At 67.6% G+C, this 20,818-nt stretch carries 18 protein-coding genes; 12 read left to right on the top strand and 6 right to left on the bottom strand.

Annotated elements, in window-relative coordinates; all coding sequences use genetic code 11:
- Nucleotides 1–26: 26 nt before the first annotated feature.
- From UU9_RS08090 to UU9_RS08075, 4 genes are read right to left on the bottom strand one after another with little or no spacing between them, the layout of a single operon-like run.
- A complete protein-coding gene (locus UU9_RS08090) occupies nucleotides 27–434 on the bottom strand; it encodes a hypothetical protein (RefSeq protein ID WP_007081253.1) in 408 nt (135 codons plus the stop codon).
- Entirely contained in the window at nucleotides 431–901 is a 471-nt protein-coding gene (locus UU9_RS08085; RefSeq protein WP_007081252.1) for an Mpo1 family 2-hydroxy fatty acid dioxygenase, read from the bottom strand. The genes UU9_RS08090 and UU9_RS08085 overlap by 4 nt, the downstream gene beginning before the upstream one ends.
- Before the next feature lie 27 nt (nucleotides 902–928).
- Nucleotides 929–1,261 (bottom strand): DMT family transporter, encoded by a 333-nt coding sequence (locus UU9_RS08080; RefSeq protein ID WP_007081251.1) that lies wholly within the window; start codon nucleotides 1,259–1,261, stop codon nucleotides 929–931.
- Nucleotides 1,261–2,157, bottom strand: coding sequence for a phosphoribosylaminoimidazolesuccinocarboxamide synthase (locus UU9_RS08075; protein ID WP_007081250.1), 897 nt, complete (start codon nucleotides 2,155–2,157; stop codon nucleotides 1,261–1,263). The genes UU9_RS08080 and UU9_RS08075 overlap by 1 nt, the downstream gene beginning before the upstream one ends.
- Before the next feature lie 213 nt (nucleotides 2,158–2,370).
- Between UU9_RS08075 and UU9_RS08070 the strand changes: the two genes are divergently transcribed.
- The 11 genes from UU9_RS08070 to UU9_RS08020 all read left to right on the top strand — a co-directional run bounded on the left by UU9_RS08070 (nucleotide 2,371) and on the right by UU9_RS08020 (nucleotide 16,479).
- Nucleotides 2,371–2,622 (top strand): c-type cytochrome, encoded by a 252-nt coding sequence (locus tag UU9_RS08070; protein WP_007081249.1) that lies wholly within the window; start codon nucleotides 2,371–2,373, stop codon nucleotides 2,620–2,622.
- Entirely contained in the window at nucleotides 2,619–3,422 is an 804-nt protein-coding gene (gene djlA / locus UU9_RS08065) for a co-chaperone DjlA (RefSeq protein WP_007081248.1), read from the top strand. Before UU9_RS08070 ends, djlA begins: the two co-directional genes overlap by 4 nt.
- Before the next feature lie 181 nt (nucleotides 3,423–3,603).
- The gene (gene rpe, locus UU9_RS08060; protein WP_007081247.1) at nucleotides 3,604–4,281 is read left to right on the top strand and encodes a ribulose-phosphate 3-epimerase; all 678 of its coding nucleotides are present in this window, start codon (nucleotides 3,604–3,606) and stop codon (nucleotides 4,279–4,281) included.
- Between the two features lie 536 nt (nucleotides 4,282–4,817).
- The gene (locus tag UU9_RS08055; protein ID WP_007081246.1) at nucleotides 4,818–5,012 is read left to right on the top strand and encodes a hypothetical protein; all 195 of its coding nucleotides are present in this window, start codon (nucleotides 4,818–4,820) and stop codon (nucleotides 5,010–5,012) included.
- 115 nt (nucleotides 5,013–5,127) lie between these two features.
- Nucleotides 5,128–5,817 (top strand): proteobacterial dedicated sortase system response regulator, encoded by a 690-nt coding sequence (pdsR, locus tag UU9_RS08050; protein ID WP_007081245.1) that lies wholly within the window; start codon nucleotides 5,128–5,130, stop codon nucleotides 5,815–5,817.
- Entirely contained in the window at nucleotides 5,817–6,413 is a 597-nt protein-coding gene (locus tag UU9_RS08045) for a hypothetical protein (protein WP_040670574.1), read from the top strand. The genes pdsR and UU9_RS08045 overlap by 1 nt, the downstream gene beginning before the upstream one ends.
- Nucleotides 6,414–6,445: 32 nt before the next feature.
- Nucleotides 6,446–8,485 carry an ATP-binding protein gene (locus UU9_RS08040; RefSeq protein WP_007081243.1) on the top strand — a complete coding sequence of 680 codons (2,040 nt, stop codon included), beginning with the start codon at nucleotides 6,446–6,448 and terminating at the stop codon, nucleotides 8,483–8,485.
- Nucleotides 8,486–8,746: 261 nt separating this feature from the next.
- The gene (gene trpE, locus UU9_RS08035; RefSeq protein ID WP_425476838.1) at nucleotides 8,747–10,258 is read left to right on the top strand and encodes an anthranilate synthase component I; all 1,512 of its coding nucleotides are present in this window, start codon (nucleotides 8,747–8,749) and stop codon (nucleotides 10,256–10,258) included.
- A 124-nt stretch (nucleotides 10,259–10,382) separates the two neighbouring features.
- Nucleotides 10,383–13,028 (top strand): glycoside hydrolase family 3 C-terminal domain-containing protein, encoded by a 2,646-nt coding sequence (locus tag UU9_RS08030; protein WP_050982413.1) that lies wholly within the window; start codon nucleotides 10,383–10,385, stop codon nucleotides 13,026–13,028.
- Between the two features lie 47 nt (nucleotides 13,029–13,075).
- A complete protein-coding gene (locus UU9_RS08025) occupies nucleotides 13,076–15,175 on the top strand; it encodes an alpha-L-arabinofuranosidase C-terminal domain-containing protein (protein WP_202799810.1) in 2,100 nt (699 codons plus the stop codon).
- A gap of 233 nt (nucleotides 15,176–15,408) precedes the next feature.
- A complete protein-coding gene (locus UU9_RS08020; RefSeq protein ID WP_007081239.1) occupies nucleotides 15,409–16,479 on the top strand; it encodes an alpha/beta hydrolase in 1,071 nt (356 codons plus the stop codon).
- Nucleotides 16,480–16,518: 39 nt separating this feature from the next.
- Here UU9_RS08020 and UU9_RS08015 read toward each other — a convergent pair whose 3' ends face one another.
- Nucleotides 16,519–17,724, bottom strand: a complete 1,206-nt coding sequence (locus UU9_RS08015) for an AGE family epimerase/isomerase (RefSeq protein ID WP_007081238.1) — start codon at nucleotides 17,722–17,724, stop codon at nucleotides 16,519–16,521.
- A gap of 126 nt (nucleotides 17,725–17,850) precedes the next feature.
- Between UU9_RS08015 and UU9_RS08010 the strand changes: the two genes are divergently transcribed.
- Nucleotides 17,851–19,398 carry a carboxylesterase/lipase family protein gene (locus tag UU9_RS08010; RefSeq protein ID WP_007081237.1) on the top strand — a complete coding sequence of 516 codons (1,548 nt, stop codon included), beginning with the start codon at nucleotides 17,851–17,853 and terminating at the stop codon, nucleotides 19,396–19,398.
- 6 nt (nucleotides 19,399–19,404) lie between these two features.
- On the opposite strand, the gene UU9_RS08005 is transcribed toward UU9_RS08010, so the two are convergent.
- A complete protein-coding gene (locus UU9_RS08005) occupies nucleotides 19,405–20,796 on the bottom strand; it encodes a GDSL-type esterase/lipase family protein (protein WP_007081236.1) in 1,392 nt (463 codons plus the stop codon).
- Between the last annotated feature and the right edge of the window lie 22 nt (nucleotides 20,797–20,818).

Raw genomic sequence — 20,818 nt, 5'->3', positions numbered from 1 at the left:
GCGAGCAGGGGAGGGAGAAAAGCTAGCTACGCCAAGCTGGTGGCTACGCCGAAGCTGATCGCCATGATCACCGCCACCGCCATGCAGGCGCTGCCGGGGCGGATGCGGCGGGCGTCGATGCGCGGCACCAGCCGCCACAGCAGCACGGTGCCGATCAGCATGTCCAGCACCAGCGCCCAGCGCAGCAGTCCGGAGGTGAGCAGGGCGCCGTACGGTGGATGCAGGTGGCCCTCGTAGGCGGCCACGCCCACCACCAGCAGCATGCCGAGCATGGTCCAGACCAGGCAGGCCAGATAAATGCGGTTGAACACCACCGCGCAGCGTTCGGTCCAGCGCAGCACCGACCAGCCGATGAGCGCGAACACCAGCGCCGCCATGCTGCTGTAGAGCACCCACCACAGCAGGCTGCTGATCACGGTAAGAAAGGTGGTCATGTGATCTGCTTGAATCCCAGTTTGCGCAGCAGCTTGGCCATCAGCCATGCGGGGCCGATCAGCAGGTAGGAAAGGTCGGTGAGGAAGCTGGGGCGGCGTCCTTCGTACTGGTGGCCGATGAACTGGCCGATCCAGGCGACCACGAACACGGCGATCGCCACGTAGCACAGCGTCGCCGCGCCCAGCCGGTAATACAGCAGGTTGGTGAACACGCCCAGCAACGCGAACGCCAGCAACAGGCCCAACGCCAGCCGGTGCGAACGCTTCCAGTACCAGTAGAACGCCAGCACCATCACCAGCACCGACCACGCGCCCGGCCGCGCGAACGACGCCGGCACCGGGATCGTCCACAGCAGCGCGATCACCGACCACACGATCGGCGGTACGCAGAACCAGTGGAAAACCTGGTTGGTGGGATTCCGGTGATCCTGGCTGTAGCTGTCGAGCCAGTCCTGCATGGTGCGCATGGGGAAAGCCTCCGGATCAGGGCGCCATCAGTGAGCGCTGTTGCTGGACAGCAGGTTCAGCACCAGCACGCCAGCGACAATCAGCGCGATGCCGACCACACCGGCCAGGTCGATCTTCTGCCGAAAAACCAGCACCCCGATCAGCGTGATCAGCACGGTGCCGGCGCCGGACCATACCGCGTACGCAATGCCCACCGGGATCTGTTTCAGGGTAAGGCTGAGGAAGTAGAACGCGACGCCGTAGCCGCCGATCACCACCACGCTGGGCAGCAGCCGGCTGAAACCCTCGCTGGCTTTCAGCGCGCCGGTACCGATTACTTCGGCGAGAATGGCGAGGACGAGGCTGAGCCAGGCGTTCATCAATCGAGCCGGATGCCAGCCAGCTTGTGCAGCGCCTCGCCGTATTTCGCGGCGGTGCGCGCGATCACCTCGTCGGGGATCACCGGGCCGGGCGCGGTCTTGTTCCAGTCCTGCGTTTCCAGCCAGTCGCGCACAAACTGCTTGTCGTAGCTGGGCGGGCTGATGCCCACGCGGTATTCGTCGGCGGGCCAGAAGCGCGAGGAGTCGGGCGTCAGCATCTCGTCCATCACGTACAGCTTGCCGCTGGCATCGGTGCCGAACTCCAGCTTGGTGTCGGCGATGATGATGCCGCGCTCGGCCGCATACGCCGCCGCCCATTGGTAGATCGCCAGGGTGGCCTCGCGCACCTGGCCGGCCAGATCGGCGCCCACGGCGTCGACCATCACCGCGTAGCTGACGTTCTGGTCGTGGTCGCCCACCGCAGCCTTGGTCGACGGGGTGAAGATCGGTTCCGGCAACTGCTGCGCCTGCTGCAGTCCGGCCGGCAAGGTGATGCCGCACAGCGCGCCCGTAGCGCGGTAATCCTTCCAGCCGGAGCCGATCAGGTAGCCGCGGGCGATCGCCTCCACTGGCACCGGTTTCAGCCGCCGCGTCACTACCGCGCGCTTTTCGTACAGCGCCAGGTCGGTGCCCGGCGGCAGCACCTCGGCCAGCGGCACATCGAGCAGGTGGTTGGGTACCAGGTGCGCCGTCTTGCCGAACCAGAAGTTGGAGATCTGGGTCAGCATCTCGCCCTTGCCCGGGATCGGGTTGGGCAGCACCACGTCGAACGCCGACAGCCGGTCGGTGGCCACCATCAGCAAGCGGTCGTCGGACAGCGCGTAGACATCGCGCACCTTGCCACGGTGAATCAGTTCCAGGCCGGGCAGGTTCGATTGCAGCAAGGTGGTGGACACGACGGCGGTTCCGCTGGGGGAGAGACGCCCATTCTAACGGCTGTGGCCGGGTGGCCGGAAATGCGGCATCGGCGTGCACGGCGCCCGCTCCGCGCGGCGGGTTGCGGGCGCGCTGCTAGAATTGTCGACCTTTAGCCCCATGTGTTGCCGATGCGAATTTTATTGCTCGCGGGACTATGTCTTGCCGCCGCTTCCACGCTTTGCGCCCAGCCCGTGCCACGCCCCGCGCGGCTGGGCTTGTGCGCGGCCTGCCACGGTGCCGACGGCGAAGCCACCATGCCCGGCGTGCCGAACCTGGCCGGCCAGCGGCTCGACTACCTGCGCGACGCGCTGGCGCAGTATCGCGACGGCCGCCGTGACGTGCCGGTGATGCGCACCGCCATCGGTGCCCTCGGCGCCGCTGACCTCGACGCGCTGGCACGCTGGTACAGCGCGCAGCCCACCGCGCGGCAGGCGCAGCCATGAGCTACTCGTACACCTTGTGGTTCACCTTCTTCGGCCTGCTGATCGGCCACGGTGCCGGCGCGATCACCGGCGCCATCATCGGATTCATCTTCGACAACCTGCGCCACAGCCAGCGCAAGCGCGCCACGCCGGAAGCGGGCGGTTTCGTGGGTCCGCTGTTCACCCTGCTGGGCGCGGTGGCGAAATCCGACGGCCGCGTGTCGGAGGCGGAAATCGCCATCGCCGAGCGCCTGATGAGCCGCATGGGCCTGGGCACCGAGCAGCGCAAGCAGGCGGCCACCAGCTTCAACGTCGGCAAGCAGCCGGAGTTCGACGTCACCCACACCATCAACGAGCTGCGCCAGTGGGTGGGCATGCGCCGCGACCACGCATTCCCCGTGCTGGACGTGGTGATCGAAACCGTGCTGGCCGAAGGCAACCCGCCGCCGGAGAAGATGGCCATCCTGCGCCAGTTGGCGTTCGCCCTGCGCATCAGCGACATGGAGCTGATGGCGTTGATGGCGATGAAGGGCTACGCCTGGAACAGCGGCCCCGGCCGTCGTGGCCCGGGCGCGGGCCCGGGTGGCGGCTACGTGCCGCCGCAACGCTCCAGTCAGGGCCCCGACCCCTACGCCGTGTTGGGCGTGGACCGCAGCGCCGACGACCGCGCGATCAAGCGCGCCTACCGCAAGCTGATTTCCGAACATCACCCCGACCGCCTGGGCGATTTGCCCGACGACATGCGCAAGCGCGCCGAGTCACGCGCCAGCGAGATCAACGCCGCGTACGACCGCATCAAGGAAATGCGCGGCTTCAAATGACGGCTGTTCTCCCTCCCCTGCTCGCAGGGGAGGGCTGGGGAGGGGTTGCTCTTCGCGGCGCCAAAATCAAAAGCCCCCCTCCCAGCCTCCCCCTGCGAGCAGGGGGAGGAGCAAGGCGCCAAGCGTGTCGTCGTGGCAGACTTGGAAACTCGTGCTTACGCCCCATGCATCAGGCATTGCCATGTCCAAGCAAGCCCCCATCATCGCCCCCTCCATCCTCGCTGCCGACTTCGCGCGGCTGGGTGAGGACACCGCCGCGGCCCTGGCGGCCGGTGCGGATTGGGTGCATTTCGACGTGATGGACAACCATTACGTGCCCAACCTCACGATGGGCCCGATGGTGCTGGGCGCGCTGCGCAAGTACGGCATCACGGCGCCGATCGACGTGCACCTGATGGTGAAACCGGTGGACCGCATCGTGCCGGATTTCGCCAAGGCCGGTGCCAGCCTGATCAGCTTCCACCCCGAAGCCAGCGAGCACATCGACCGCACGCTGGGGCTGATCAAGGATTCGGGCTGCCAGGCCGGGCTGGTGTTCAACCCGGCCACGCCGCTGGACCATCTCGATTACGTGATGGACAAGCTCGACATGATCCTCATCATGTCGGTCAACCCGGGTTTCGGCGGGCAGAAATTCATCCCCACCGCGCTGGAGAAACTGCGCCAGGTGCGCCAGCGCATCGACGCCAGCGGCCGCGCGATCCGGCTGGAGATCGACGGCGGCGTCACCGCGCAGAACATCGGGGCGATCGCGGCCGCCGGTGCCGACACCTTCGTGGCCGGCTCGGCGATCTTCCACGCCGGCGATTACCGCGCCGAGATCGCCGCGATGCGCGAAGCCATCGCCCAGGCTCGCTGAGCCCGGAGCCGCTGAGCCGCGCATAAAAATCCCGGCCAGCAGGGACTGGCCGGGAGAAACGTCATCGTCGACGTGTGAGTCACCACTCGATTGACCCGCCAACCGGTGCCGTCGCTGCAGAGAGGGATCAGCGGCGGCCTCGGTATCCACGGCAATGGCATGACGAGGCCAATCCCCTGTTCTGACCCGGGCAAACCGCGTTGGTTCCCGAGCCAACACGGCGGATTTGTTCAGGTTTCCGCCGCTGACACGTTCGTGTCGCCGTCAGTACGCGCCCAGCAGGAAACCCAGCAGCAGCGCGCCGAGGGCGAGCGTGACGCGCAGGGGTTCGAAGCTGCGCAGCTCGGCGTTGGGGTCCACCTTCAATCGATCGGAAGCAGGCATGGCGTTCACGGGGTTGGGGGTACACGGAGAATTTGAACGGCTGGCGCGGTGGGATTACTGTTCGAAACAGGCCATTCGGCGGCGGATATCTGGCAATACCGGGGCGGCGGTGGTGTCGGGGCCCTCGGCGTCCATCGAAGGAGGCAGTGGTCATGGATTTCAGGAGTTTGGGCGGCGTGATTCTCGCCGGGGCACTGGGCCTGGCCTCATGCGCCAGCGCTGCCAGCATCGGCCAGCAAAAATCTGCCCCGACAACCGGCGGCACCGGTTCGGCCAGCCTGTTTGAAATCGACCGGACGGTCGTCAGTGTCGGCGCGCTGAAGGCGGTCGAGGCTCCCTCAAAGTAGGTACTGGCAAGGCAATCCCGGGTGTTGCCCATGGCAAAACACGGGCGTCGCGCCGCCGCGCCTTGCGTGGCGGCAGCGCGCATAGCACGCTGCACGCTCCACACGGGAGCAAGTCATGGGTCGCAGCATTGCCATCGTCGAGGACGAGCCGTCCATTCGCGCCAACTACGTCGAGGCGTTGAACCGTTTCGGCTATGACGCCCGCGGTTATGCCTCGCGCCAGGAGGCATCCAGCGCCTTCGCGATGCGGCTGCCGGAGCTGGTGATCATCGACATCGGGCTGGGTGATGAGCCTGAAGGCGGCTTCGACCTGTGCCGCGAACTGCGGGCGAAATCGGCCACCTTGCCGCTGATCTTCCTTACCGCGCGCGATTCGGATTTCGACGTGATCTCCGGTTTGCGCCTGGGCGCCGACGACTATCTCAGCAAGGACACCAGCCTGCATCAGCTGGCCGCACGCATCGCGGCACTGTTCCGGCGCATCGCGTCGCTGCAGGCACCGGCGTCCAGCGAGACGGTGATCGAGCACGGACCGCTGAAGCTGGAATCCGAGCGCATGCGCATCACCTGGAACGATGCCGAGGTGCCGCTGACCGTCACCGAGTTCTGGATGGTGCACACGCTGATCCGCTTCCCCGGCCACGTGAAGAACCGCGACCAGTTGATGCGCGAGGCCGAGCTCGTGGTCGACGACGCCACCATCACCTCGCACATCAAGCGCATCCGCAAGAAGTTCATCGCGGTGGCGCCCGATTTCGATGCGATCGAAACCGTGCACGGCGTCGGCTACCGGTGGAAACCGTGATGCCACGTACATGGATGATGCTGGCGCTGCTGTTCTTCGCCGGCACGGCCGCGGCCGCTGCGCCGGCGGATGACACGCTGGCGCGCGGTGCCCGCGACGGCGCGGCGCCGGCGTGGTCGATCGCCGTGGCCACGCCAGCGGGCTGGACCCGCGACTGCTGCCTGTACGCCCGCGCGATCGGCGTCGACGCCGTGCTCTACCAGGGCGAATGGAGCGGCAAGCCGCAGCGGGTGATGGTGCTCAACGTGTGGCCGCAGAAACTGCCCACGATGGCGGCGGAAATCGAGGCCGACCACAAGCGCTACCTGCAGCTCGATCCCGCCGGCAAGGTGTCCAGCTTCGCCGTGCGGCACCGAACCATGAGTTGCGAGGCCACGATCTACCAGGGCAGCGACCACATCGACGATGTGCTGGTGTTCTGCGACCCGGGCAAGGCCAGCGGCATCCGCCTCAGCTGGTCGATGACGGTGAACGACAACGACCCGCAGCGGCGCGCCCTGCTCGGTGACTTCATGCAGGTGGTGGTGGCCTCCCGCTATCACCGCGATCACGAAGCGCACGCACCGGCGCATGCGGCTGGCCCGCGTGGTGGCTGAACGGTCATGCCGTTGATGCGGGCGGCTTGCGCATGACGCTGCGCCGCAAACTGCTGCTGGTGGCGTTGTGCACGCTGGCGTTGCCGGTGGCCGGCTGGCAGTACGCGCGACAAATGGAATCGCTGCTGCGCGAAGGCCAGGCGCAGGCCTTGCTGGCGTCGGCGCGGGCGGTGGCGCGCAGCCTGGCGGTGACCGGTGCCGTGCAGGCGCAAGGGGACGCGGGCTGGTACGTGCAGACCGCGGTCAATCCGATCACCGTGGACGGCTACGCCGATGACTGGGCACCGCTGACGCCGTGGCGCCAGTCGCTGGGTTCGGCACAGGGCGCCGAGGGCAGTTTGCTGCTGGCGCGCGATGGCGATGGTTTGTACCTGTACGCCCAGGTCAGCGACACCCGCCGCACCCGCGCCGATGCGGGCGACGCGAACGCGCTGACCGCCGATCACCTGATCCTGGCGCTGGCCAACGAGGCCGGGCAACAACGCTACCTGCTGGCCAGCGCGGCGCCGGGTGTCGTCGTGGCGCAACTGCTCGACCCACCGGTGCCCGGCTTGCCCGACCAGCTTGCGGCGCAATGGCAGGAGGATGGCAGCGGCTTCCGGGTGGAACTGCGCCTGCCAGCCACGCTGCCCTTGCGCGGGTTGGGCGTGGGCGCCTATGTCGCCGCCCTTGGCGGCGATCGCATGGCGGCTCCCGTGCGACCGTTGCTGGGCTACTCGGAGGCGCTGTCGGCCGAGCTGGCGCAGCTGGCGCCGGACCGTGTGCAGGCACGCGTGCTGGCGCCGGGCGGCTGGTTGCTGGCGCGCAGCGGTGGGCTGAATACCCGCCCCGGCGTGGATGCCCAGCCCGGCTGGTTCGCCGCGCTGGTCTACCGCTCGCTGCTGGCGGCGCGGCTGGAAGATGCGGATCTGTGGTCGCAGGACGTGCCGCGGCTGGCGACCGGCGAGGTTGCGACCGCGGCGTCGGGTCATCCCGCCAGCGTCTGGCGGGCCGGCGAGGAGCGCGGCAGCGTGGTGTTGTCGGCGGCCGTGCCGATCGTTCGCGATGGTCGGATCGACGGCGTCTTGCTGCTGGAACAGGCCAGCCGCGCCGTGCCGCTGCTGGCCAACCGCGCTTTGCTGGGCCTGTTGCTGACCAGCGTCGGCGTGCTGCTGCTGGCCGGCGCCATCCTGCTGGCCTTCGCCACCCGTCTCAGCGTGCGCCTGGCGCGGTTGCGCAATGCGGCCGAACGGGCGCAGTTGAACGATGGACGGCTGGACGGCCAAACCCAGCGCACCACCTTCCCCATGAGCGACGCCAGCGACGAGATCGGCGACCTGGCGCGCAGCTTCGAGAAACTGTTCGACGTGGTGGGCGGCTACACCGATTACCTGCGCACGCTGGCGTCGAAGCTGTCGCACGAGTTGAACACCCCGCTGGCCATCGTGAAGTCCTCATTGGACAACCTCGAACACGCATTGCAGCAGCAGGCCCAGCTCCCCACCGAGGCACAGCCGTACCTGGCCCGCGCCCGCGACGGTGTGGCCCGGCTGGGCGCGCTGGTGCGTGCGATGGGCGAAGCCAGCCGCATGGAGCGCGCCATCGCCGCCGCCGAGGCCGAGGATGTGGACCTGCGCGACGTGGTGCGCGGTTGCGCCGATGCCTACCGCGCATTGGCCGGCACGCGCCGCCTCGACTGCGTGCTGCCGGAGTTGCCACTGCCCATGCACTGCGCCCCCGAACTGATCGCCCAGGCGCTGGACAAATTGTTCGACAACGCGCTGTCGTTTACCCCGGCCGACGGCTGGCTGCGCCTCAGCCTGCGTCCGCTCGACGACGGCGCCGAGATCGAACTGGCCAACCAGGGCGCGCCATTGCCGGCGGCGATGCAGGGCCGCCTGTTCGACTCGCTGGTGAGCCTGCGCGACAAGGCCGTCCCCGGCGACGCACCGCATCTGGGCCTGGGCCTGTACGTGGTGCGCCTGGTGGCCGAGCGCCACGGCGGCAGCGCCAGCGCGCGCAATCTGGACGACGGCAGCGGCGTGGCTTTCAGCCTACGGTTGCGGCACATGCCGCGGCAGCGGCTGGCTTGAGGAGCAGCCTGGCACTCTCCTGAAGATGTGGGAGCGGGCGGCTCTGCTGCTCCCCCCTGCATGCAGGGGGAGCTTGGCGACCGCAGGGAGTCCTTTAGGTGAGGGGGTTGCTCGGGCTGGCGGGGAAGATCAAGAGCGAACCCCACCCCAGCCCTCCCCTGCGATGCAGGGGAGGGAGCAAGGCGTTGCCGTGGCTCCTCCCCTGCGGCGCGGGGGAGGGAGCAAGAGCCGATTCGCGGGATGTTTGCGACTGCCCCTACAATGGCCGTTCTCCGTTTGGCCATCCGGATCCTCCACGTGATTTCCCGAGACGAGTTCGACGCGCTGGCTGCCCAGGGGCATACGCGCATTCCGCTGGTGCGCGAGGTGTTTTCCGACCTCGACACGCCGCTGTCGGTGTACCTGAAACTGGCCGATGGCCCGTACACCTTCCTGTTCGAGTCGGTCGAGGGCGGCGCCACCTGGGGACGCTATTCGATCATCGGCCTGCCGGCCAAACGGGTGTACCGCCTGCGCGGCCACGAGCTGGAGGTGGAGAACTCGGGCGAGGTCACCGAGCGCCGCCACCTGGACGATCCGTTGGCGGAAATCGAAAAGCTGCGCGCGCAATACGATGTGCCACGGCTGCCGCAGTTGCCCGCGTTCTCCGGCGGCCTGGTCGGCTATTTCGGATTCGAGACCATCGGCTACATCGAGCCGCGGCTGGCCCAGTGGGATCGCGCCGACGAGCTGGGCACGCCCGATGTGTTGTTGATGCTGGCCGAGGAAGTGGCCGTGTTCGACAACCTCAAGGGCCGGCTGTACCTGATCGTGCACGCCGACCCCGCACAGCCGCAGGCGTACGCCGAGGCGCAGCGCCGGCTCGACGCGCTGGTCTATCGGCTGCGCCAGGGCGGCGCGTCGTACCCGCAGCTGGCGCAGTCGGTGGCGCTGGACGAGGGCGATTTCAAATCCTCGTTCACCCGCGAGGCGTTCGAGGCGATGGTGGAGAAGGCGAAGGAATACATCCGCGCCGGCGACATCTTCCAGGTGGTGCCGTCGCAGCGGCTCAGCATCGGTTTCAACGCGCGGCCGGTGGACGTCTACCGCGCGTTGCGCGCGCTCAATCCCTCGCCGTACATGTATTTCGTCGACCTCGGCGCCACCCAGATCGTGGGCTCGTCGCCGGAAATCCTGGCGCGGCTGAAGGACGGCAAGGTGCTGGTGCGCCCGCTGGCCGGCACGCGCAAGCGCGGCGCCACCGACGATGAGGATCAGGCGCTGGAAGCGGAGCTGCTGGCCGACCCGAAGGAGCGCGCCGAGCACGTGATGCTGATTGACCTGGGCCGCAACGACATCGGCCGTATCAGCGAGACCGGCAGCGTGGAAGTGAGCGATTCGTTCGCGATCGAGCGCTACTCGCACGTGATGCACATCGTGTCGCAAGTGCAGGGCACGGCGCGCGCAGGGCTGAGCTACATGGACGTGCTGAAGGCCACGTTCCCGGCCGGCACGTTGAGCGGCGCGCCGAAGATCCGCGCGCTGGAAATCATCCAGGAGCTGGAGCCGTACAAGCGCAACATCTACGCCGGCGCGATCGGCTGGATCGGCTGGTGGGGCGATGCGGATACCGCCATCGCGATCCGCACCGCGGTGATCCAGGACGGCCGTCTGCACGTGCAGGCCGGCGCCGGTATCGTCTACGACTCCGACCCCGCCGCCGAGTGGGAAGAAACCATGAGCAAGGGCCGCGCACTGTTTCGTGCGGTAGCGCAGGCGGCGAAGGGTTTGTAGGCGGATGGCACTTACTAAAACGCCGTCATTCCCGCGAAAGCGGGAATCCAGTGTTGGGTGAGCGAAAGGCACTGGATTCCCGCTTTCGCGGGAATGACGCGGCATCATCGAGGGGGATCACGACATGCGTATCTGGGCAGGAATTTCGACCGTAATCGTTTTGGCAGCACTGGCCTCGCCGCTATCAGCGCAAACCGCCACCACCGACGCGGCCACCGCGAAGGCTGAGGCGCTGGTGGCGCGGATGACGCTGGCCGAGAAGCTGCCGCAACTGCTCAACGTCGCGCCGGCCATCCCTCGGCTGGGCATTCCGCGCTACAACTGGTGGACCGAATCGCTGCACGGCGCGCTGGGCACCTTGCCCACCACCAACTTCCCCGAGCCGATCGGGTTGGGCGCCAGCTTCGATGCGCCGCTGGTCAAGCGCGTCGCCGCGGCGATCAGTACCGAAGTGCGCGGCTTGCACACGCTGGCGCGCCAGACCGGGCGCCTGGGCCGCATCGGCACCGGGCTCGACACCTGGTCGCCCAACCTCAACATTTTCCGCGACCCGCGCTGGGGCCGCGGCCAGGAAACCTATGGCGAGGATCCGTTCCTCACCGCGCGCATGGGCGTGGCCTTCGTCGAGGGCATGCAGGGGCCCAACGCGGATCGCCCCGAGGTCATCGCCACGCCCAAGCATTTCGCCGTGCACAACGGCCCCGAATCGACCCGCCACGAGGCCAACGTTTTCGTCTCCAGGCACGACCTGGTCGACACCTACCTGCCGGCCTTCCGCGCGGCGATCACCGAAGCCAAGGCCGGCTCGATCATGTGCGCCTACAACCGCATCGACGGCCAGCCCGCCTGCGCCAACGACTTGCTGTTGAAGCATTACCTGCGCGGCGCGTGGGGTTTCACCGGCTACGTGGTTTCCGACTGCGATGCGGTGAAGGACATCAGCGACCACCACCATTACGCGCCCGATGCCGCCACCGCGGTTGCCGCCGCCGTGCGCGCGGGCGTGGATAACGAGTGCAACGGTGCGACCTTGTCCGATACCGCGGGGCTGGAGGATCGCTACAGCGAGGCACTGCAGCGTGAGCTGATCTCGGTGGCCGACATCGACCGCGCGCTGGTGCGGCTGTTCGCGGCGCGCTATCGCGTGGGCGACCTGGCCGGCCTGCCCGGCACGGCGCCGGCGGTGCCGCCGTCGGCCATCGGCAGCGCGGCGAACAGCCAGCTGGCGCTGGATGCGGCGCAAAAAACCCTGGTGCTGCTGAAGAACGACGGCGTGCTGCCGCTCAAGGCCGGCGTGAAAGTAGCCGTGATCGGCCCGTTGGGCGACGCCACGCGCGTGTTGCGCGGCAACTATTCGTCGCCGCTCAGCGGCACGCCAATCTCGGTGCTGGACGGGCTGCAGCAGGTGCTGCCCGCGGGCCAGGTCACGCTGGTGCCGTTCGGTCCGTCGATCACCGATGGTGACCGCGTGCCCACCGCCGCCCTGCAAACGCCCGATGGCAAGCCCGGGCTGCTGGCGCGCTACTACAACCCGGTGACGCCGCCGCCGGCCAAGTTCGACGCCGCCGACATGGCCAAGCAGCTTGCCGCGATCCGCTACCAGGCCAAGCCGGTGGTCAGCCGCATCGAACCCGACGTGGGCAAGCGCGATCTCGACCTGGCCAAGGTCAACCACCATCACCGCACCGTGTGGACCGGCTTCCTGGTGCCCACGGAAAGCGGCACGTATCGGCTCGGCCTGTCCGGCTCCGGCGGCACCATGGCGTTCGACGGCGCGGCCTTCATCGACCGCACCAAGTCGCGCTGGAATGACCTGGCGACGATGAAGACGGTGACGCTGGAGCGCGGCCACCGTTATCCCATCACCGTCGATGCGACCGGTGGCGTCGACCTGGCGTGGAAGCGCATCTCCACCACGCCCGAGGCCGATCTCGATCGTGCCGCGGCGCAGGCCGATGTGCTGGTGGCCGTGGTCGGCCTCACCTCCGACCTCGAGGCCGAGGAAACCAGCGTCACCGTGCCCGGCTTCGCCGGCGGCGACAAGACCACGCTGGACCTGCCGGCCGACCAGATCGCCATGCTCAAGCAGGCCAGGGCCACCGGCAAGCCACTGATCGTGGTGGCCATGAACGGCAGCCCGATCGACCTGGCGTGGAGCAAGCAGAACGCCGCGGCGATTCTCGAAGCGTGGTATCCGGGCCAGTCCGGCGGCCTGGCCATCGCGAATGTGCTCAGCGGCAAGACCGATCCGGGCGGGCGCCTGCCGCTCACTTTCTACCGCAGCGTGGCCGATCTGCCGCCGTTCGGCGATTACCGCATGGAAGGCCGTACCTACCGCTATTTCAAAGGCGAACCGGTCTATCCGTTCGGCTTCGGCCTCAGCTATACCGAGTTCACCTACGGGCCACTCAACGTGACGCCAGCAGCCGGCGGCGCCGCCAACGGCCTGCACGTGTCCACCGTGGTGACCAACGCCGGCCAGCGCGAAGGTGGCGACGTGGCGCAGCTCTACCTGCGCTTCCCGGCGATCCCAGGGGCGCCGCAGGTGGCACTGCGCGGCTTCCAGCGTGTGGCGCTGAAACCGGGCGAAACGCGCACCGTCAGCTTCGACCTCTCGCCACGCGATCTCAGCGCGGTCACCGCCGACGGCCAGCGTGAGGTGATGGCCGGCGACTACACCGTCAGCGTGGGTTCGGGCCAGCCCGACACCGGCGTGGCCACGCGCGAGGCGCGTTTCTCGGTGGATCGGGCGGTGGTGATGCCCGACTGACAACGGCCGCGGCGCGGCGCTGACAACACATCGAAGGGGAAGGGATGATGCGGAAATTTCGAATCGGGATGCTGTTGGCCGCCTGTGCGGTCGCCACGCTGCCGCTCGGCGCCGCCGCTGCCGCTGCCGAGGCGGTGCAGGCACAGATCCATGTCGATCGGCAGCACCAGCCGGTGTCGCGCTACGAATACGGCATGTTCATCGAGCCGATCGGCAGCCTGGTGGCGCGCTCCTTATGGGCCGAGATGCTCGACGACCGCAAGTTCTATTTCCCCGTGGTGGATGCCGCGCACGATCCCGTGCAACCGCCGAGACTCGACGGACCGCCGCTGCCGCCGCTGCGCAAGTGGCGACCGATCGGCGATGTCGCCGCGGTGACGATGGCCAGCGACCATCCCTATGTCGGCGCGCAGGACGTGGTGGTGGCGCTGGATGGCGCGCACGTCCGCGGCATCGGCCAGGGCGGCCTCGGCGTGGCCAGGGGCACGGCGTACACCGGCCGTATCGTTTTCAGCGGCACGCCCGGCGCGGTCGTTTCGGTCACGTTGGCGTGGGGCGATGGCGCCCGCCAGCAGCAGACGGTGAAGCTGCCTGCGGCGACCTCGTCGTGGCAGACGGTGCCGCTGCACTACGTGGCCGGTCGCCAGGCGGATGATGCGAAGCTCACCATCACCGGCACCGGTACGGGCCACTTCCGTGTCGGCGTGGTGTCGTTGATGCCGGCGGACAATATCGATGGCTGGCGCGCCGATACGGTGGCGATCCTGAAAACGCTCAATTCCGGATTCTGGCGGCTGCCCGGCGGCAATTTCCTGTCGAACTGGGATTGGCACGAGGCGATCGGGCCGCGCGACAAGCGTCCGCCGATGTATGACCGGGCCTGGAGCGCGATGCAGGCCAACGACTTCGGCATGGACGAGTGGATGACGCTCACCCGGCTGATCGGCGTCGAGCCCTACGTGACCGTAAACGCCGGCCTGGGCGACGCCCATTCGGCGGCCGACGAGGTGGAATACCTCAACGGCCCGGCAACCAGCGAATGGGGCGCCAAACGCGCCGCCAATGGTCACCCCGAGCCCTACGGTGTGCGCTACTGGAACATCGGCAACGAGCCGTATGGCTGGTGGCAGATCGGCCGCACCACGCTCGACTACTTCATGCAGAAGCACAACCGCTTCGCGGCGGCGATGCGTGCGGTCGACCCGTCGATCATCCTGATCGGATCGGGCGCCATGCCCGACCAGCTGCACCCGCGCGAGGCCAAGGAGAACGCCTCGCTGGCCAGCATCCAGCCCAAGTTCGGCACCGAGGAAGACTGGACCGGCGGCCTGCTGCGCGAGGCCTGGGGCAACTTCGACGGCATCAGCGAGCACTGGTACGACCGCGCCGAACAGCGCCCCGACGCGCCGCCCGCCGACGAGCTGCTGGAGTTCGCCCGCGCGCCGTCCAACCAGGTGCGCATGAAGGCCGAGGAGTGGCGCATCTACCAGCAGCGCTTCCCGAAGATGAAGTCGGCCAACATCTTCCTGTCGATCGACGAGTACGCGTACATCGGCGCCAAGCCGAGCCTGAAGCTGTCGCTGGCCTACGCGATGGTGATGCAGGAAATGTTGCGCCATTCCGATTTCCTGCGCATGGCCGCGTTCACCACCGGTTCGTCCACGATGGACATCACGCCCACCGCGTCGGTTCTCAACAGCACCGGCATGGTGTTCAAGCTGTATGGCGAGCACTTCGGCGCCGGCATGATCCCGCTCGACCTCAGCGGCAACGCGCCGCCGCCCGATCCGACATACCCGGTGGGCTTCGACCACCCCAAGGTCAACGCGGGCAGCCCCACCTATCCGCTGGACATGGTCGCCGCGCTGACACCGGACCGCCGCACGCTGACCATCGCCGTGGTCAATGCCACGCATAAACCGCAGCCGGTATCGATCGCGATCGAAGGCGCCCGCACCCGCGGCAAGGGCACCATGTGGCGGCTGAGCGGCGCCCGCCTGAGCGCGGAAAACAAGGTGGGTGCGGCGCCCGGCGTGACGATCAAGCAGTCGACGGTGCCTGCGCTGGGGACGAAGCTGGTGGTGCCGGCCATCTCCACCGCGATCTACGAATTTCCGCTGGATGAGGGTCGTTTTTCCGCTGGATGAGGGTCGTTGACCTGGGAGCCTGGGCAGTCGAAACACAAGAGCGATCGTTGTGGGAGCGGCTTCAGCCGCGATGCTCTTGTCCTTAGGCAACAAACCAAACCGAGAGCATCGCGACTGAAGTCGCTCCCACACGGGGTAGCACCGCTTCTTTCCTCCCTCCCAAGCCCTGGGAGCCGCAGCAACATCGAACGTCGTAACGTCGCGATGGCGACGCCACAGGAACAGGAGGGGCCATGCGAATTATCGGACTGGTAGGCGCGACGCTGGTGGCGCTGACATGTTGGGGCGCATCGGCGCAGGCGCAGGCACTGAACAACAGCCCGCCGGCCGTGGCCGGTGCGAAGCCGGTGACGGTCGAGCACATCAAGGTGCATGGCGCGTCGCTGGAGGGCAACCTGGAGCACGAGTCCGCCGACCGCGATGTGCTGGTGGTGCTGCCGCCCGGCTACGCCAGCCATCCCGATCGCCACTATCCGGTGGTCTATGCGCTGCACGGTTATTCGATCGGCGCCGAGCAGTGGACCAGGGAGATCCATGTTCCGCAGACCATCGAAAACGCGTTCGCCAAGGGCGCGCGCCCGATGATCGTGGTGCTGCCCGATTCGAAGACGGTCTTTGGCGGCTCGATGTATTCGGGCTCGCCCACCGTGGGCGATTTCGAGACCTTCATCCAGCATGACCTCGTCGCCTACATCGACGCCCACTACCGCACGCTGCCCGATCGTTTGAGCCGCGGCCTGGCCGGCCATTCCATGGGCGGCTACGGCGCTACCCGCATCGGCATGAAGCACCCCGACGTGTTCGGCGCGCTGTACATCATGAGCCCGTGCTGCCTGTCGCCGCGCACCGGCGACCAGCTCGACGCCAAGGCGCTGGCGTCGCTGGAGTCGCTCAAATCCGCCGCCGATGCCACCGACCTGCCGTTCATGGCACGGGCCACGCTGGCCACCGCCGCGGCGTGGTCGCCCGACCCGGCCAGGCCGCCGTTCTATTTCGACCTGCCCACCAGAAACGGTGAACTGCAACCCGACGTGCTGGCCAAATGGACGGCCAATGCGCCGCTGGTTTTCATCGACCAGTACATCGGCAACCTGCGTCGCTATCGCGCGATCGCCATCGATGTGGGCGACCAGGACGGGCTGCGCTTCGACGCGCGCAAGCTGCACGAGGTGCTCGACAGCTACGGCATCAACAACAGCTTCACCATCTATCCAGGCACCCACGTCAGCAACATCGCCTTCCGTTTCCAGGATGAGGCGCTGCCGTTCTTCAGCAAGCACCTGAAGTTCGAGGCCACGCCGTAAGCGATACGACAGGCGGGCGTCATGCCCGCGGGATGCGGCTCAGCTGATCCAGGCCAGCACGTCGTAGCAGGCGCCCATGGTGTGGTAATCGGTCTTGCCGGCCGGGCTTTTCTCGTCGCTGTAGGACTGGTTGTCGCGGCTCAGGATGCGGTACCAGGCGCCGTAGCGGTGGTCGACCAGATGCTGCCAGCTGTATTGCCACAGCTTCTGGTAGGCCTGCCAATAGCGCTCCTCGCCGGTGCGCGTGGCCAGCATGGCGGCGGCGGCCAGCGATTCGGCCTGTACCCAGTAGTACTTGTCGGTGTCGTAGAACGCGCCGTCGCGGTCGAGGCCATAGACCATGCCGCCGTGCTCGTGATCCCAGGCTTGCGTGAGCGCGTAATCGAAAAGCTGCTGCGCCTTGGGCAGGTACCACGGCTCGGGCGCGTAGCTTTCCAGGATCAGCAGCAGCTTGGCCCATTCGGTCTGGTGGCCGGGCTGGAAACCCCACGGCTTGAAGATGTTGCTGCGGTCGTTGAAGTTGTAATCCCAGTCGACCGACCAGTCGGGGCGGTAATGCTCCCACACCAGTCCGCCGGTCAACGCGGCCTGGCGATTGACCATGTGCTCGGCCAGCAATTTCGCCCGTGCCAGGTAGCGCGGCTTGCCGGTGGCCGCATAGGCGGCCAGCCACGCCTCGCAGGCGTGCATGTTGGCGTTCTGCCCGCGGTAGTCGCTGAGGTTCCAGTCCGCATCCGCCTCGTCGGCGTAGAGGCCGTGGTCGGCGTCCCAGAACCGTTGTTCCATCAGCTCCCAGGTTTCGTCGAGCCAGTCCTCGGCCTCGGCGACGCCGGCATGGAACGCCTTGGCGTAGGCCAGCGCCACGAACGCCAGGCCATAGCAATGCTGGCTGGCGTCGGTAACCACGCCATCACGCAGCTCCCACGCGTAGCCGCCGGTTTGCGGGTTGCGATGCGCGTGGCGCAGGTAATCCAGGCCGTGCTGCAACGCCTGCTGGTACGCCGGGTCGCCGAACGCCTTCCACGCCATGGCGTAGTCGTAGATGAAGCGCGTGCTGCTTACGAGATGCCGCCCGCCGCGATCGTAGATGCTGCCGTCGTCGCGGAAGTAGTGAAAAAAACCGCCCGCCGGATCGATGCACCGCGGGTGATAGAAACGCATGATGCCAGCGGCATGCCCAAGCAGAAATTCGCGCGAGCGAAAATCGGGGAGCGCCTGGCGGGCAGTGCTTTCGCTGAGTGTCATGTATGTCTTCCCCACAAACCGGGCCGGTGGACGGGCACCGCGGCGCGCGACTGAGGGTTCACGCGGCGATGTCGTGGTAAGGTTACCAGAACATCGCCGCGAGGCGCACCGTTGCCGGAGAAACGCATGCGGAACCCGTCATTCCATCGTGCATCGCGCGTCGTTGGCTCCAGGCCGCGGCGGCTGCGCTGCCTGCTGTTCGGGCTGGCGCTGCTGACGTCGCTGTCGGCGCTGGCCGTGCCGGCGAAGGTCACCGTCACCACCAGTAACGGCAAGCTGGCCGGGCAGTCGGACGGCAAGGGCGGTGCGGTGTTTCTCGGCATACCGTTCGCGGCGCCGCCCACCGGCGCGCTGCGCTGGCGGGCGCCGCGGGATGCCGCGGCGTGGTCCGGTGTGCGCGATGCCACGCATGCGCCATCGGCCTGCGCGCAAAACGATTACGGCTGGAACAAGGCCGACGCCATGCATTCCAGCGAGGACTGCCTCTATCTCAACCTCAACACGCCGAACCTGCATCCGTCGCGGCCGTTGCCGGTGCTGGTGTGGATCCACGGCGGCTCGAACCGTGCCGGCTCGGCGGCGGACATCGACCGGATCAAGCTGGCGCACGCCGGCATCGTGGTGGTGTCGGTGCAGTACCGGCTCGGTGTGCTCGGTTTCATTTCGCTGCCGGCGTTGTCGGCCGAGCAGGGCGGGCACTCGGGCAACTACGGCTTGATGGATCAGCTGGCGGCGCTGAAGTGGGTGCATCGCGAGATCGGTCGCTTCGGCGGCGATCCCCGGCGCGTCACCATCGCCGGTCAATCGGCCGGCGGCATGGACGTGGGCTTGCTGACGTTGGAGGCGCGCGATCAGCAGCTGTTCGCGGGCGCATGGGCCACCGGCGGCACACCCGCTTTCGGCCAGAGCGTGCGCAGCCTTGCGCAGAACGAGGCGCTGGGCACGCAACTCGAACAGCGGCTGCATGTGAACGATCTGAAGCAGTTGCGCGACGCTCCGCTGAAGGCGCTGCTGGCCGCCGACCTGCAGCTGCACAGCGACGCGATCACCGACGACAGCTACCTGTGGCTGCAGGCCGTGGTCGATGGAAGGGTCGTCACCCAGTCGCCGGCATCAAGTCTCGCCGACGTTCCCGCGACGGCGATTCCCTACGTGCTCTCGACCAACCGCATCGAACTGCAAGTGCCCGGCGGCAGCGCGAAGATCGAACGCCGGCTGCACCAGGTATTTGGACAGCATTACGCCGCCGCCGCGCGGCATTACGGTGCGGACGGGAACGCAGAAGCCGCTGCCGATGCGGCGAAGCTGGGAACGCTGGCCGAGCGCATCGGCACCGATACCGATTTCCGCTGCGCGGGCAATCATGTGCTGGCGCGTTACGCGGCGCACGGCGCGCCGGCATGGCGGGCGCAGTTCTCGTTCGAGCCATCGCACCACAGCGCCGAGTTGCCCTATCTGTACGAGGGCACGCCGTTGAACGCCGCGCGGCCGACGGTGAGCCCGCAGGTTTACTTCATCAACTTCATCAAGACCGGCGATCCCAATGGTGCAGGCCTACCGTCGTGGCCGCGCTTCACACCTGTCACAGGCGCCTATGTCGATATGGACGCCGCCGGTGTGCACGCCGGCACCCATCTGGGCGGGACGATCTGCGACCTGTTCGACGGCGTGTGACGTGCCTCAATGGCAGCGCGCGGCGGGCTGCTCCTGCGCGCGGAACAACACGTTGTAGGCCAGCGTGCCCATCACCGCGTAACCGCGATCGTTCGGATGCAGGCCGGTGTCGCCGGCGCATACCTGAGCCATGCCTTCGGGCAAGGACGGTTGTTGCGCGGCCAGCGGCGATGGCTGGTACGCGCCGGCCAATGCCGGCGAGAAATCCACCACGCTGTCGAACATGCCCGCGCGGCGGATCCATTGATTGACGCTCTGGCGCGTGGCTTCGGTGGCCGGTGAATACCAGCCGTCCCCGGTAAACCCGGCGAACGGCGGAATGGTGCCGCCATGGATGCGCAGGTGATGCGCGTGGGCGGCGTCGGCCAGCATGCGCAAGCTGTCGATGATGTCGTGAGCGGCAGCGCCGCGCGGCTGGCCGGCCGCATCGATGCCACGGTTGAGGTCGTTGGTACCCAACAGCACGATCACGTCGGTCACCCCGGCGCGGTCGATCACGTCGCGTTCGAAACGCTTCAGTGCGGCCGGACCGAACGGGAGATAGCTCTGATCGCTGGTCAGTTCATTGCCGCCGATGCCGGTGTTGATGACGGCGGCGCCGGGTGACGCTGCGCGGTTGGCCAGCGTGGCCAGCACGCCCGGCCAGGTTTTGTCGGGGCCGGTGGCGTAGGCACCGTCGGTGATCGAATCGCCGAACGCCACGATGACGCGGGTGGGCTGCGCCGCCTCCACTTCAACGCCTTCGAGGACATAGATATGGGAAGCCGCATCCTTGTCCAGTGCCGCAAGCGGCGGCCGCGACGCCAGCGATGCCGCCCGCAGCGCGTTGCCCGCCACCAACGCCGTGGTGGTCGTGGTCTGGGCGGCGTGGTAATCGGCGATGGCGCTGTCGTTGTGGAAATAAAGGCTCACCACCAGGCTGGACAGCGCCGGTACGGGCAGCGCGACCGGGTCGCTCAACGCCGTGGCACCGGCGGGAATGGTCAGGGTGGGCTTGCCGCCGAAATGCAGCGCGTGGCTATGCGTGGGATCGATGGCGGTGTGATCGCCCGCCGCGTCGGCGGCCGGCGCCACGCTGGCCGCGGTGATGGTCAGTGGTGTCGAGCCATACACATTCGACAACCGCACGCGCACCTGTTGGCCGCCCACGCTGACCAGCACGGTTTGCCGCAGCGTGGCATCGCGCAGGTGCGGTGCGGCGTAAACGCCATCGCGACCAGGCGAGGGCTGGACATGGGAAACCATCGCCTGGCCCCAGGTTTCCACCCACGTGCCGGTGGCGGCCGCCGCTTGTGCGGAGCCGACGATGCACAGCAGCAACAGCGCAAGGCCGCATGGAAGTCCAATCCAGGGTTGGCTTGATCGACGTGCGGCTTGGCCGAAGCGGATGAGTTTCATGCGGGTTTCTCCGGAGAGGGGC

The organism is Rhodanobacter fulvus Jip2 (assembly GCF_000264315.1).
Taxonomy (GTDB): Bacteria; Pseudomonadota; Gammaproteobacteria; order Xanthomonadales; family Rhodanobacteraceae; genus Rhodanobacter; species Rhodanobacter fulvus.
The sequence above is the reverse complement of the archived record's forward strand: the minus strand, read 5'-3'. Positions and strand labels throughout refer to the sequence as shown.

Bases quoted from the DNA above. Each gene is read 5' to 3' on its own strand.
- UU9_RS08055 (WP_007081246.1), top strand. From the start codon at position 4,818: ATGGATTTCAGGAGTTTGGGCGGCGTGATTCTCGCCGGGGCACTGGGC.
- UU9_RS08015 (WP_007081238.1), bottom strand. From the start codon at position 17,724: ATGACACTCAGCGAAAGCACTGCCCGCCAGGCGCTCCCCGATTTTCGC.
- djlA (WP_007081248.1), top strand. From the start codon at position 2,619: ATGAGCTACTCGTACACCTTGTGGTTCACCTTCTTCGGCCTGCTGATC.
- UU9_RS08085 (WP_007081252.1), bottom strand. From the start codon at position 901: ATGCGCACCATGCAGGACTGGCTCGACAGCTACAGCCAGGATCACCGG.
- UU9_RS08030 (WP_050982413.1), top strand. From the start codon at position 10,383: ATGCGTATCTGGGCAGGAATTTCGACCGTAATCGTTTTGGCAGCACTG.
- UU9_RS08010 (WP_007081237.1), top strand. From the start codon at position 17,851: ATGCGGAACCCGTCATTCCATCGTGCATCGCGCGTCGTTGGCTCCAGG.
- UU9_RS08045 (WP_040670574.1), top strand. From the start codon at position 5,817: ATGCCACGTACATGGATGATGCTGGCGCTGCTGTTCTTCGCCGGCACG.
- UU9_RS08080 (WP_007081251.1), bottom strand. From the start codon at position 1,261: ATGAACGCCTGGCTCAGCCTCGTCCTCGCCATTCTCGCCGAAGTAATC.
- trpE (WP_425476838.1), top strand. From the start codon at position 8,747: ATGGCCGTTCTCCGTTTGGCCATCCGGATCCTCCACGTGATTTCCCGA.
- pdsR (WP_007081245.1), top strand. From the start codon at position 5,128: ATGGGTCGCAGCATTGCCATCGTCGAGGACGAGCCGTCCATTCGCGCC.
- UU9_RS08090 (WP_007081253.1), bottom strand. From the start codon at position 434: ATGACCACCTTTCTTACCGTGATCAGCAGCCTGCTGTGGTGGGTGCTC.
- UU9_RS08020 (WP_007081239.1), top strand. From the start codon at position 15,409: ATGCGAATTATCGGACTGGTAGGCGCGACGCTGGTGGCGCTGACATGT.
- UU9_RS08005 (WP_007081236.1), bottom strand. From the start codon at position 20,796: ATGAAACTCATCCGCTTCGGCCAAGCCGCACGTCGATCAAGCCAACCC.
- UU9_RS08025 (WP_202799810.1), top strand. From the start codon at position 13,076: ATGCGGAAATTTCGAATCGGGATGCTGTTGGCCGCCTGTGCGGTCGCC.
- UU9_RS08040 (WP_007081243.1), top strand. From the start codon at position 6,446: ATGACGCTGCGCCGCAAACTGCTGCTGGTGGCGTTGTGCACGCTGGCG.
- rpe (WP_007081247.1), top strand. From the start codon at position 3,604: ATGTCCAAGCAAGCCCCCATCATCGCCCCCTCCATCCTCGCTGCCGAC.